The sequence below is a fragment of the Falsihalocynthiibacter sp. SS001 genome, from assembly GCF_042445055.1.
Lineage (GTDB): Bacteria > Pseudomonadota > Alphaproteobacteria > Rhodobacterales > Rhodobacteraceae > Falsihalocynthiibacter.
In genome coordinates this window covers 658,743-671,411 of sequence record NZ_CP170339.1, presented here as the reverse complement: position 1 = coordinate 671,411, position 12,669 = coordinate 658,743, and the positions used below count along the sequence as shown (strand labels likewise).

13 protein-coding genes are annotated in these 12,669 nt (G+C 54.0%); 8 read left to right on the top strand and 5 right to left on the bottom strand.

The window, feature by feature from the left end:
* Positions 1-101 precede the first annotated feature (101 nt).
* Both ACFE33_RS03340 and ACFE33_RS03335 read left to right on the top strand, forming a co-directional pair.
* A complete protein-coding gene (locus tag ACFE33_RS03340) occupies positions 102-788 on the top strand; it encodes a GntR family transcriptional regulator (protein WP_380056879.1) in 687 nt (228 codons plus the stop codon).
* Positions 785-1,693 (top strand): sugar kinase, encoded by a 909-nt coding sequence (locus ACFE33_RS03335; RefSeq protein ID WP_380056876.1) that lies wholly within the window; start codon positions 785-787, stop codon positions 1,691-1,693. Before ACFE33_RS03340 ends, ACFE33_RS03335 begins: the two co-directional genes overlap by 4 nt.
* A 78-nt stretch (positions 1,694-1,771) precedes the next feature.
* On the opposite strand, the gene ACFE33_RS03330 is transcribed toward ACFE33_RS03335, so the two are convergent.
* From ACFE33_RS03330 to ACFE33_RS03315, 4 genes are all read right to left on the bottom strand, one after another.
* The gene (locus ACFE33_RS03330; RefSeq protein ID WP_380056873.1) at positions 1,772-2,941 is read right to left on the bottom strand and encodes a Gfo/Idh/MocA family protein; all 1,170 of its coding nucleotides are present in this window, start codon (positions 2,939-2,941) and stop codon (positions 1,772-1,774) included.
* A 2-nt stretch (positions 2,942-2,943) separates the two neighbouring features.
* Entirely contained in the window at positions 2,944-4,002 is a 1,059-nt protein-coding gene (locus ACFE33_RS03325; protein WP_380056871.1) for a sugar phosphate isomerase/epimerase family protein, read from the bottom strand.
* Between the two features lie 162 nt (positions 4,003-4,164).
* Positions 4,165-4,305, bottom strand: coding sequence for a hypothetical protein (locus ACFE33_RS03320; RefSeq protein WP_380056868.1), 141 nt, complete (start codon positions 4,303-4,305; stop codon positions 4,165-4,167).
* 151 nt (positions 4,306-4,456) lie between these two features.
* The gene (locus ACFE33_RS03315) at positions 4,457-5,488 is read right to left on the bottom strand and encodes a LacI family DNA-binding transcriptional regulator (RefSeq protein ID WP_380056866.1); all 1,032 of its coding nucleotides are present in this window, start codon (positions 5,486-5,488) and stop codon (positions 4,457-4,459) included.
* Positions 5,489-5,676: 188 nt separating this feature from the next.
* On the opposite strand from ACFE33_RS03315, the gene ACFE33_RS03310 reads away from it, so the two are divergent.
* The 6 genes from ACFE33_RS03310 to ACFE33_RS03285 all read left to right on the top strand — a co-directional run bounded on the left by ACFE33_RS03310 (position 5,677) and on the right by ACFE33_RS03285 (position 11,759).
* The gene (locus tag ACFE33_RS03310; RefSeq protein WP_380056864.1) at positions 5,677-6,909 is read left to right on the top strand and encodes an ABC transporter substrate-binding protein; all 1,233 of its coding nucleotides are present in this window, start codon (positions 5,677-5,679) and stop codon (positions 6,907-6,909) included.
* 100 nt (positions 6,910-7,009) lie between these two features.
* Positions 7,010-7,906 carry a carbohydrate ABC transporter permease gene (locus ACFE33_RS03305; protein WP_380056861.1) on the top strand — a complete coding sequence of 299 codons (897 nt, stop codon included), beginning with the start codon at positions 7,010-7,012 and terminating at the stop codon, positions 7,904-7,906.
* Complete coding sequence (locus tag ACFE33_RS03300; RefSeq protein WP_380056858.1) at positions 7,896-8,789, top strand: carbohydrate ABC transporter permease; 894 nt, start codon at positions 7,896-7,898, stop codon at positions 8,787-8,789. Before ACFE33_RS03305 ends, ACFE33_RS03300 begins: the two co-directional genes overlap by 11 nt.
* Before the next feature lie 3 nt (positions 8,790-8,792).
* Positions 8,793-9,875 (top strand): ABC transporter ATP-binding protein, encoded by a 1,083-nt coding sequence (locus ACFE33_RS03295; protein ID WP_380056855.1) that lies wholly within the window; start codon positions 8,793-8,795, stop codon positions 9,873-9,875.
* A gap of 5 nt (positions 9,876-9,880) precedes the next feature.
* Entirely contained in the window at positions 9,881-10,627 is a 747-nt protein-coding gene (locus ACFE33_RS03290) for a sugar phosphate isomerase/epimerase family protein (RefSeq protein ID WP_380056852.1), read from the top strand.
* A gap of 10 nt (positions 10,628-10,637) precedes the next feature.
* Positions 10,638-11,759, top strand: a complete 1,122-nt coding sequence (locus tag ACFE33_RS03285; RefSeq protein WP_380056849.1) for a Gfo/Idh/MocA family protein — start codon at positions 10,638-10,640, stop codon at positions 11,757-11,759.
* 16 nt (positions 11,760-11,775) lie between these two features.
* Here the strand turns inward: ACFE33_RS03285 and ACFE33_RS03280 are convergent, their stop codons facing one another.
* Positions 11,776-12,567, bottom strand: a complete 792-nt coding sequence (locus ACFE33_RS03280) for an N-acyl homoserine lactonase family protein (protein ID WP_380056846.1) — start codon at positions 12,565-12,567, stop codon at positions 11,776-11,778.
* Positions 12,568-12,669: the final 102 nt, after the last annotated feature.

The window sequence follows — 12,669 nt, the reverse complement described above, 5'->3', positions numbered from 1 at the left end:
CCATGACATAACGATATTGAGAACGGAAGCGCTTGCATCCCCCGAATAAACTAATATGCTAGTCTGCAAGAAGCAACAACCTCAATCTGGAATGCGTTCAAATGGCCCTGCCCATCGATCATAGCCGCGCGCAATCAGCGACCGAGGTGCTGCATGATTTACTGTTTCGTCAAATCATCTCGACCGAGCTAGAACCAGGCCAGAAAATCTCTGAAGCAGAAATTGCCGGAAAATATGAGGTCAGCCGCCAGCCAGTTCGCGACGCGTTCTATCGACTTGCACAGCAAGGATTGCTGCGTATTCGCCCTCAGCGCTCGACGGTTATTACCCATATTTCGATATCCGCCCTACATCAGGCGCGCTTTATCCGTATCGCACTTGAGAAAGAGATCATGCTCGCCGCAGCTCAGAACATGACGCCCGAGGCGCAAGAGTCCCTGTCAGAACTGATCGAGCTTCAGGAAGCGGCCCTCGCAAATGATTCCGACGCCGAGTTCTACCGTCAGGATGACAAATTCCACGAAGAACTGTGCAAGATCGCGGGGCAACCGTACATCTGGGAACTGATTTGCAACACCAAAGCACCCGCCGATCGTGTGCGCTTCTTGAGTCTCGCATTCGATGGACGCACCGCGATTGCCGATCATAAACAAATTCTTCAACACCTGATCGACGGGAACGGCGCAAAGGCGGCGGACCTGACGAACGTTCACCTCTCACGGGTTCTGACGGCATTGCCACGCATCCAAGCCGCTCATCCCGACCGCTTTAAGGAAGCCGAAACATGACGCTGAAGAACTTTATGGCAATTGGCGAAGCCATGATTGAAATGGCCGTAATCGGTCCGGACACCTATCGCCGTGGCTTTGCGGGCGATACGTTCAATACTTTATGGTATCTCGCCAAGGTCATGCCGGACAATTGGAAGGTTTCCTATTTCACCGGACTTGGCTCCGACGCGGCCAGCTCCGAAATGCGCGCCTTTGGTGAGGATGCGAATATCGACATGACCCCCGCAAGAGAGGTCGAGGGCAAAACAGTCGGGCTTTACATGATCCATCTGGATGACGGCGAGCGCAGCTTCTCTTACTGGCGTTCGGATTCCGCCGCGCGCCAAATGGCCGCCGATCCGAAAGCCCTTCGAGAAGCATTTGCGCAAGCGGATGTTCTGTTCTTCTCGGGTATTACTTTTGCCGTGGTCCTTCCTGAACATCGCGAGACATTCCTTGCGGAGCTGGCGCATGCGCGCCGCGAAGGGAAAACAGTGGTCTATGACCCGAACCAGCGCCTGCGCCTGTGGCCCAGCACCGCTGACATGATTGAGGCGAACACGCGCGCTGCGCAGGTTTCGGATATTGTACTGCCCTCATTCGACGAAGAGCACGCGTATTATGGGGATGAAACGCCCGAGGCGACAATCGCGCGCTATCAGGCAGAGGGCGTAAAAACCGTGATCGTCAAGAACGGGGCCGGGGCCGTGCTTGCACAAACTGTGGGCGAAGACGCAATTACCGTAACGCCCAAAATCGTGACCAATGTCGTCGATTCGACTGCCGCGGGGGATAGCTTTAATGCGGGATTCTGCGCTGCGTTCTTCAACGGCAAACCATTAGACGAAGCAATTCAAGCAGGCGCAAAACTCGCCGGGAAAGTTGTTCAATCCCACGGGGCGCTAGTAGAAATTTCAGAATAAATCCTTTGGTTTTCGGGCCGATACCTTAGGATTTAAAGCCGCACCCGAACGCTTGATCGTCGGGTGCGGCTTACTTTTTTAGGCGAACTTAACCCACGCAGCATCGCGTGCGGATGAGCGCACACAGGCATCAATGAATTGGACACCCTTCAGGCCATCCTGAACCGTCGGATAGACAACATCGCTTGGCGTGTCTTTTCCTGCACGCTTCGCGATGATCGCCTCCGCTGCTTCGGAGTAGATTGTCGCAAATCCCTCAAGATACCCTTCAGGGTGCCCCGCTGGAATCCGACTTACCCGCGCCGCAGCACCGCCAGTCCCTGCGCCATTACGTGTCAGCAATGTCTTTGGCTCACCGAACGGTGTGTACCAGAGATAGTTCGGATCTTCTTGCGCCCACTCAAGGCCACCCTTTTCGCCATAAATCCGCAAACGCAGCCCGTTTTCGTTCCCGACGGCAACTTGTGAGCACCAAAGCATACCGCGCGCGCCGCCTTCGTAGCGAAGCATTACGTGAGCGTTGTCATCCACTTGGCGTCCCGGAACGAAGGCCTGCAAATCTGCGCACAGCTTCTCGACCTCAAGTCCAGAAACAAAGTTCGCGAGGTTAAACGCGTGCGTTCCGATATCACCTGTCGAGCCACCTGCGCCCGATTTCTCGGGATCGGTGCGCCATGCGGCCTGCTTGTTATCGGGGTCTGCGTCTTCGGCCAACCAATCTTGGGCATACTCAACCTGAACCAAACGAATCTTGCCAAGTTTCCCGCTTGCGATCATATCGCGCGCTTGGCGGATCATCGGATAGCCCGTGTAGTTATGCGTAAGCACAAACAGCGCATCTGATGCTTCGGCAACTTTCACCAGTTTCTTGGCGTCAGGAAGTGTGTGCGTCAGAGGCTTGTCACAGATCACATGAATGCCACGCTTCAAAAACTCGCGCGCTGCGTCCATATGAACGTGGTTTGGTGTCACAATCGCCACCGCTTCGATGCCGTTTTTCAAACGTGCCTCGCGAATCGCCATTTCCTTGTAGCTCGAATAAATCCGATCCTCGGCAAGCCCAAGCGCGCGTCCGGATTCCTGCGCCCGCTCTGCGTTGCTAGAAAGCGCGCCCGCGATCAGATTAAACTTGCCGTCGATGCGTGCCGCGATGCGGTGCACACCCCCGATAAAGGCGTCCTTGCCGCCGCCGACCATCCCCAATCGGATCGGCCCTTCGAGCGCCTCGTTGCGTCCTGTAATCGCCATGATTAAACCTCCAATCCAAGCATCTTGCGGTTGGCGGCTTCGTCTGTTCCGCCGTCTGCGAAATCATCGAATGCACGCTCTGTTACGCGAATGATGTGATCTTTAACAAATTGCGCTCCCTCGCGCGCACCGTCCTCTGGATGCTTGATGGCGCATTCCCATTCTACCACGGCCCATCCGTCGAAATTGTTCGCCGCCATTTTCGAGAATACAGCGCCAAAATCGACCTGCCCGTCACCAAGGCTACGGAAACGCCCAGCGCGATCGACCCAGCTTTGATACCCGCCATAAACACCTTGGCGTCCAGTTGGGTTGAACTCGGCATCCTTAACGTGGAACATCTTGATGCGGTCTTTGTAGATGTCGATATTATCAATGTAATCAAGACACTGAAGCACATAATGGCTTGGGTCATAGAGCATATTGCAACGCGCGTGGTTGTTTACGCGCTCCAGAAACATCTCGAACGTCACACCGTCGTGTAGATCCTCACCCGGGTGGATTTCATAACAAACATCCACGCCACACTCATCCGCATGATTAAGAATCGGCAACCAACGTCTGGCCAATTCATCAAACGCAGTTTCGACCAGACCCGCTGGGCGCTGTGGCCAAGGATAGACATAAGGCCATGCAAGCGCGCCAGAGAATGTAGCGTGCGCATTGATTCCCAGATTTTTACTTGCAGTGAGCGCCAGTTTGACCTGATTCACAGCCCACTCTTGGCGCGCCTTGGGGTTGCCCTGAACACTTGGAACCGCGAACCCGTCAAACGCGGTGTCATATGCTGGGTGGACGGCAACCAACTGCCCCTGCAAGTGAGTCGATAATTCGGTGATTTCGACGCCGTTCTCACGCGCCTTACCAGCTAGTTCATCACAGTAATCCTTGGAGCTTGCGGCCTTTTCGAGGTCCATCAAACGCCCGTCCCAGCTCGGAACCTGCACGCCTTTATAGCCACAGTCCGCCGCCCATTTGGTGATACTGTCCCACGAGTTAAACGGCGCTTCATCCCCTGCAAACTGTGCAAGGAAAAGCGCGGGGCCTTTCAAATTTTTCATGACTTCCTCCAAGTTGACGCCCCTTCAAAATTCGGGGGTTCGCGCTAACGTAATCGATTACAAATTGAAAAATCAAGTGATGTAAACGGTTACGGTCAGGATTCAGGAGGGTTTATCGGCCTTCTCAACGCGCATCGCGACCATCGCGCTGCGCCGTCGCAATTACTCGCTTGTGTCGACCAACCAGCCGTTTGGACCGGCAATATTATCGGGCAACGCAAGGATCATAATCTCGCGCACAACAAAACAAGCCATAAAGCTGAGGGCGATTTGATCAAATGTAATTACAGACAGAAAAGACATAGTGAACTCGCTAATAGCTCCTAGATCGTTCGGAGCGGGTTTCGTTACGTCAATGCTCACCCGAGATTAGGGCGACATAAAGGCGAAATCCGTCGATCATTGGGACCATTACAAGTCATTTGTATAGGCGTTTTCTCAAAGGAATAGGGAATTACCCATCCGATGGCTTGGCTGTACTTTCGCGCGTAATAAGCTCAACAGGGACTGTATGCCTGAAGTAAGGGTCCACATTAGATGGGTCCCGCAAGCGCGATAAAAGCGTTGTTGCCGCGACGCGACCAATTTGCGGGCGGTCCTGACGGATGGTTGTAAGCGACGGATGGAAATACGCCGCGATCCCAACATCATCAAACCCGATTATGGATACATCGTCTGGGATCCTTACGCCCTCGGACAACAGACGTTTCATGAATCCGACCGCCATAAGGTCCGACGCCGAAAACACAGCCGTCGGACGCTCTTCAAGCGCAAGGAACATATCCGCCGCTTGCGCACCAGTCACAAGCCGGAAATCTCCGGGGAATATCCACTCATCGCGGACCTCCATTCCTAACTTGCGCGCCTCCGTAACAAAGGCATCGCGGCGCATGGGTGTAAGGACGTTCTCCTTAGGGCCACATATATGCCCGACCTTTTTATGGCCAAGCGAAGCAAAATGCTGTGCCGCCATGCGCGCACCTGCGGGGTTATCGCTGCGAATAGAGGGGATGCCCTCGGTCTCGGCCCATTCGCAGGCATATACCACCAGATTTTCGGCCTCGGTTCCCTGAAGCGACGTGATCGCGCTCATGGGGACATAGCCATCGAGCAAGATAATTCCGTCGGCCTGCCCGTCCTCAAATACATCCACAAGGCGGAAATCAGGGTCATTGATATTGTCGGTGTCCGCCACCAGAAGCGAATAGCCCGCACGGCGGAAGATCTGCTCCACGCCAGAAATGATCTGAGAGAAAAATGGATTAGAAAGGTTTGGGATCAGAACCAGAATGGCGCCGGTTTTCTGGGTTCTGAGGTTTCGCGCGGCACGATTCACGCGATAGCCCGTAGCCTTCACGGCCTCAAGCACCGCTGTGCGCGTGGTTTCGGAAACGACCGAAGGGTTGCTTAGCGTTCGGCTCACTGTCGCAGTCGAAACGCCCGCAACCTTTGCCACGTCTTGTATCCGAGCCTTTGGCGTATTCATGTTATCCGATCTCAAATTTCGGTTCCTTCTACGTCGCACAAAAGATTTATCCAAGGGCTTGACAGAATCGTGCGTTCGTTCAAATCTACCTGTAATCGATTACAAATGTCGACACTGTTTATCGTTCGGCTTTGTAATCGATTGCAGAAAGCGCTCAGGGAGGCGCAGATCATAATTGGGAGGAATAAATGAAAATTCGGAATGCACTTGTTGCGACTACGGCACTATGCGCGGCATCTGCCGTATCAGCCGCCGACCTTGAAGTAACTCACTGGTGGACATCTGGCGGCGAAGCTGCTGCAGTTGCGGAATTTGCCAAGGCGTTCAACGCCATAGAGGGCAATAACTGGGTCGACGGCGCCATTGCAGGCGGCGGCGGAACTGCGCGCCCAGTAATCGTTAGCCGCATTATCGGCGGTGATCCGATGCACGCCACTCAGCTCAACCACGGTCGCCAAGCGGAGGAGCTTGTGGAGGCGGGCCTGATGCTTGACCTGACCGACATCGCCGAAGAAGGCGGATGGCGCGACATCGTACACCCCGTTTCGCTTCTCGATAGCTGTACTTTGGACGGGAAAATCTACTGTGTGCCAGTGAATATTCACTCATGGCAGTGGATCTGGCTCTCTCATAAAGCCTATGAGGATGCCGGCGTAGACGTTCCGACCAACTGGGACGAATTCGTAGCCGCGGCCCCTGCCCTCGAAGCAGCGGGCAAAGTACCGCTCGCTATGGGGCAACAATCTTGGCAGTCCTCTGGCGCGTTTGGCGTACTGAACGTTGCTATCGGCGGTGTTGATCTGTGGAAACAAGTGAACGTTGACAAGAACGCAGAAGCTGCTGCTTCGCCCGAAATGGCCGAAGTATTCCAAGCCGCTGCGGATGCACGTTTGCTTTCAGCTGGCTCAAACGTTTCCGACTGGAACCAAGCTACAGCAATGGTCATCAACGGCGAAGCTGGCGGCCAGATCATGGGCGACTGGGCACAAGGTGAGTTCGCGGTTGCCGAAAAGGTCGCAGGCGAAGATTACTCCTGCCTACCCGGCTTGGGCGTGAACGAAATCATCTCGACTGCTGGTGATGCGTTCTACTTCCCGAAACAAGATGACCCTGAAATCGAAGCTGCGCAAAAAGAACTGGCCAAGCTTCTTCTTTCCAAAGAAGTACAGGTTAACTTCAACCTGAAAAAAGGCTCGCTTCCTGTCCGTGGTGACGTCGATCTCGCCGCAGCGAACGACTGTATGAAAAAGGGTCTTGAAATCCTTGCGGCTGGCAACATCATGCCAAGCGGCGATCAGGTACTTTCTCCTGATACACAAGGTCAGATCGAAGACCTAATGGTCGAGTTCTGGAATGACACGTCGATCACAGCGGAAGACGCCCAAGCGCGCTACGCCGACATCATCGCAAACGCGGACTAACCCCGACTGATTGCGAACTGCCCCCAAGCGCATGCGTTTGGGGGCAACCATCATTCCACAAAGCGTGCCAACGGCACCCTCATGACAGAGAGTCTTTCCCATGGCGGATGCAAAAAAGCCCATCCAGCTTTTTCGCAACCTGAACGCCAAAGTCGCCGCTCTTCCAATGATCGCGACGGCCTTGGTAATCTTCGTAGGTTGCACCCTGTGGACAGTTGTTCACTCCTTCACCAACTCCAAACTATTGCCCAAACTCGATTTTGTGGGCCTTGCTCAATACGACCGACTTTGGAACACCAATAAGTGGCTCGTATCAATCGAGAATCTAGCGATTTTTGGCCTGTGCTCACTGGTTCTATCTATCTCGATCGGTTTTTTTCTAGCGACGTTGCTCGATCAGAAAATACGCTTCGAGAATACGATCCGCACGATCATCCTCTACCCGTTCGCGCTCTCCTTCATTGTTACGGGCCTCGCGTGGCAGTGGATATTGAATCCTGAGTTCGGCGTACAAAATGTGGTGCGATCGCTCGGCTGGGAGAGTTTCGTTTTTGATCCGCTCTATAATCAAGACATCGTAATTTACGGCATTCTAATCGCCGCGATTTGGCAAGGAACGGGGCTGATTATGGTTTTGATGCTCGCTGGCCTTCGCGGTATTGATCAGGAGATCTGGAAAGCCGCCCGCGTGGACGGAATCCCCAAGTGGAAAACCTATATCTTCATCGTCATCCCGATGATGAAACCCGTGTTCATTACGGCACTCGTCTTGATCACCTCAGGAATTGTTAAGGTCTATGACCTTGTTGTCGCCCAAACCAATGGCGGCCCCGGTATCGCCTCGGAGGTACCCGCGAAATACGTCATCGAAAGCATGTTCAAGAACCAGAACCTCGGACAGGCCTTTGCCGCTTCGACGATGATGCTCGCGACAGTTCTGATCATCCTTATCCCTTACGCATACCTAGAATTCGGAGGGAAGCGTCGTGAAAAATAATCTCATTGGCCCCCAAGGTCCTAAGCCCAAAAAACGCCTGAGCGGCACGAATATCATGCTCTATGGCACGCTTCTGGTCATCACGTTTTACTATCTTCTGCCGCTCTATGTCATGGTCACGACTTCCCTAAAGGGGATGCCCGAAATCCGCATGGGCAATATCTTTGACCTCCCCGTCGATGTGACGTTCGAGCCATGGGTAAAGGCGTGGAGCACCGCATGTACGGGCCTCAATTGTGACGGTCTAAGTCGCGGGTTTATGAACTCTGTTCAAATTCTGATCCCATCCGTGATCCTGTCGATCGCGATTGCCTCTATCAATGGATATGCGCTGGCGAACTGGAAGTTCAAAGGCTCTGAAGTTTTCTTCACGATCCTGATCTTTGGCGCATTTATTCCATACCAAGTGATGCTTTATCCCATCGTACTTATCCTCAAGAATATGGGGCTCATGGGGTCGCTTTGGGGTTTGGTCCTTGTTCATACGATCTTTGGGATGCCGATCCTGACGCTCTTGTTCCGCAACTATTTCACTAGCCTGCCTGATGAATTGTTCAAAGCGGCGCGCGTCGATGGTGCTGGGTTTTGGGGCATTTACTTCCGTGTGATGCTGCCCATGAGTTTGCCGATTTTTGTTGTCGCTATGATCATTCAGGTGACGGGTATCTGGAACGACTTCCTCTTTGGTGTCGTCTATACCAAGCCCGCGATTTACCCAATGACCGTGCAGCTCAATAATATCGTGAACTCGGTTCAGGGTGTGAAGGAATACAACGTCAACATGGCGGCGACCCTTCTGACCGGCCTCGTTCCTCTTATTCTCTACTTTGCTTCTGGCAAGCTCTTCGTGCGCGGCATCGCTGCCGGTGCGGTGAAAGGCTAAATTATGACAAGCGTATCTATCAAAAACCTCGACCTAAGCTTTGGTGCCGTAAAAGTCCTCAAGGATCTGAATCTCGATATCGAAGAAGGCGAATTTCTCGTTCTGCTCGGATCTTCGGGCTGCGGGAAATCAACTCTGTTGAACTGTATTGCTGGCCTTCTTGATGTTTCAGGCGGACAAATCCATATCAACGGCCAGAACGTGACATGGGCACAACCAAACGAGCGTGGCATCGGCATGGTGTTCCAGTCTTACGCGCTCTATCCGCAGATGTCGGTTGAGGGGAACCTCTCTTTCGGCCTCAAGAACGCGAAACTGCCTAAGGATGAAATCGCCAAGCGCGTTGCCCGTGCGGCGGAAATTCTGCAGATCGAGCCGCTCCTGAAACGCAAGCCTGCTGCGCTTTCGGGCGGGCAGCGCCAGCGTGTTGCGATTGGCCGCGCGCTTGTGCGAGACGTGGACGTGTTCCTCTTTGACGAACCGCTCTCAAACCTCGATGCCAAACTGCGCGCTGACCTACGCGTTGAGATCAAGCGCCTCCATCATCAACTCAAGAATACGATGATCTATGTGACCCACGATCAGGTTGAGGCAATGACTCTCGCGGACCGGATTGCGATCATGAAGGACGGGCTAATCTATCAGCTCGACAGCCCGAGCGTGATCTATAACAAGCCAGCGAACAAATATGTGGCCGACTTTATTGGCTCGCCTTCGATGAACTTCTTTGAAGGTGAAGTCGCAACGGATGGCGCGCCTTCTTTCAAAACCGCAGGAGTTTCTGTTCCTCTGTCCGGCTATGAGTTCATTTCGCAACCTGCAGCGGGCAAAGCGTGGATGGGTATACGTCCAGAGCACATCGCCACTGGCGAAGCCGCAACGAGCGCGGATTTCTCGGTCGAAACGACGGTCGAGCTTGTCGAGCCAATGGGCAGTGACACCGTTATCTGGTGCGAGATCATGGGCGAGCGCGTTCGCATTCGTGTCGACGGCCAAACCGAAGTTCAAGAGGATGACCAAATCCTCGTTGGCTTTGACGCCGCACGTCTTTCTCTCTTTGAAAAAACTACTGAAAACAGGATCTAACCCAAATGAGTGCTTCATTTCAGCTTTACAGCGCCCGCAATTTCACCCCGTGGGATGACGTTTTCGCGACCCTTTCGGACCTCGGCTACACTGGTGTCGAAGGCTATGGCGCGTTGTATGACGACACCGCCAAGGTTCGGGCCGCTATGGACGCGACGGGCCTTTCCATGCCAACCGCGCACGTCGGAATTGCCGATGCCGAGAATGACTTGGATGGCGTTGTCGCCACGGCCAAGGCGCTTGGTATCAAGACAATCTTTGGCCCGCACGTCGCAGCCGAAGATCGCCCAAGCGACCGCGCAGGTTGGGAGGCTTTCGCAGCACGCCTAAGCGCGATCCAAGCCGCCCTTGCACCGCACGGGATTTCCTATGGCTGGCACAACCACGACTTTGAGTTCGTCGCTTGCGATGATGGTGCAATCCCGATGGAAGTCATCCTCGACTCTGCCCCTGAATTGCAATGGGAGGCCGATATCGCGTGGATCGTTCGCGGCGGTGGCGACCCGATTGCGTGGATCACCAAATATGCAGACCGCATCAGCGCGATCCATGTGAAAGACATCGCGCCTGCGGGCGAAAACGCGGACGAGGACGGCTGGGCCGATGTGGGCGAAGGCACGATGGATTGGTCAGGTATCCTCAACGCAGTGCGCAGCAAAACATCCGCCTCTCATTTCGTAATGGAGCATGACAACCCAAGCGATATGAAACGGTTCGCGACGCGCTCTATCAACAATTTCAAAGCCCTTTAAGGTTACGGATATGACTCAAAAACTAGGAATTGGCATTATCGGTGCCGGAAATATCTCGGCCGCGTATCTACGGCTTGCTCCGATGTTCAAGGGCATCGAAATGCGCGCCGTCGCCGACCTGAACATGGATGCCGCCAACGCGCGCGCCGAAGAGTTCGGCGTACGTGCCGAAACCGTCGAAGGCCTTTTGGCATCCGATGATATCGACATTGTGGTGAACCTCACGATCCCCGCCGCACACTTTGAAGTATCCAAGAACATCCTGAACGCGGGCAAGCACGTGTACTCGGAAAAGCCGTTCGTGCTGACCCTCCAAGAAGGCGCAGAGATTGCGGCACTGGCATCGGAAAAAGGTCTTCGCGTTGGTTCAGCGCCTGATACATTCATGGGCGGCGCACATCAGCGCGTGCGCGATCTTATCGATACAGGTACCGTTGGCGACATCACTTCAGGAACGGCGTTCGTCATGGGCCACGGGATGGAGCATTGGCACCCCAATCCTGATTTCTTCTATCAACCCGGCGCGGGACCAGTGCTGGATATCGGGCCGTACTACGTGACCAATCTGGTGCAACTCTTGGGGCCTGTCGCACGCGTTGCAGCGCTGACCGCGACGCCAGCAAAAGAGCGCCTCATTACCTCCGAGCCCCGAAATGGCGAGAAGATCCCTGTTGATACACCAACAACCATTCACGCCCTGCTGGAGTTCCAGTCAGGAGCCGTCATTACGATGGTCACAAGCTGGGACGTTTGGCAGCACGAACATTCCAACATGGAGCTTTACGGCCAAGAAGGTTCAATCCACGTACCGGATCCGAATTTCTTTGGTGGAGATATCCGTCTAACCAAGCGCTCGGATTTCGTGGACCTTCCTGGCACCTGGGATCATCCGTTAGAAGTACCTAATGACGGTGAGAATGCCAATTATCGCGCTGCGGGGCTCTCCGATATGGCGCTAGCAATTGGCGAAGGACGTCCGCATCGCTGCTCATCGGAACTCGCACTTCATGCCGTTGAGGTCATGACAAGCATCCTTGCCGCAGGTGACGCACGCCAGTTTGTCGAGATGACAACGACATGCGAACGCCCTGCCCCGCTTGGCCCAGACGAAGCCCGCGCGCTACTTGCATAGAACCAAGAGGGGCGCGTTATTTGCGCCCCTTATCCAATCGCCAGACAAATCCCGACGTGCCAACCGCTCCGTAATATTCAGTCACCAGCGGATCATGCCCAGGAATAACACGCGACGTTTCGTTCCCCGCGAGTGACGTCAGCGTATCAAACCCCATCACCATATCTGCGACATCCACGACAATCGGGAATGGTTTGCGCTGTAGAAAATTTTCATAGTAATGCGTCGCGTCCGATGCCAAACAAACTGGCCCGCCCTCGGTTTCGACTCTGACTGCCTGAAGCCCGCGCGAATGCCCACCAATGCGATGTACGGTTATCCCTGGCGCGACTTCGCCATCTCCCTTATGGAAAATAACCCTTCCCGCGAAAACATGTTTGACCATTTCGCAAACGTGATCGGCGGTATATGGCATACTGAGGGTCGGATCGCACATGCACGGTCCCGTCGCAAAACCCATCTCGACCTCTTGCAAATGAAACTGCGCGTTTGGATATCGATCCAGACCGCCCGCGTGGTCATAATGTAGGTGCGTGATAATAACGGTATCGATACTCTCGGCGGTCACGTTTAACGCCTCTAGCGCCTTGGCAGGATCGCGTAGAATTGGGCGGTCGCGCCGCGCAGCCTCTTCTGTGTCATAGCCCGTATCGACAAGAATGTTGCGTACACCATCCGTCAATAGCCACACAAAATAGTCCATCCCGTGCTGCGCGGCGGGATGATCATCAAAAATAAAACTATCGGCGCGGGTGCGCGTATTCCTCTCTGCGTACTTAATTGCAAAGACTTGCCAATCTGCGCTCATACTAGGCTCCTGTCGTATATTCGGGGCATATCTGAGGCCCGTTTTGTGACTTTAACCGATTGCTTTTCTTGTTCAAACAAATTAATGAGTACATTAATGCAT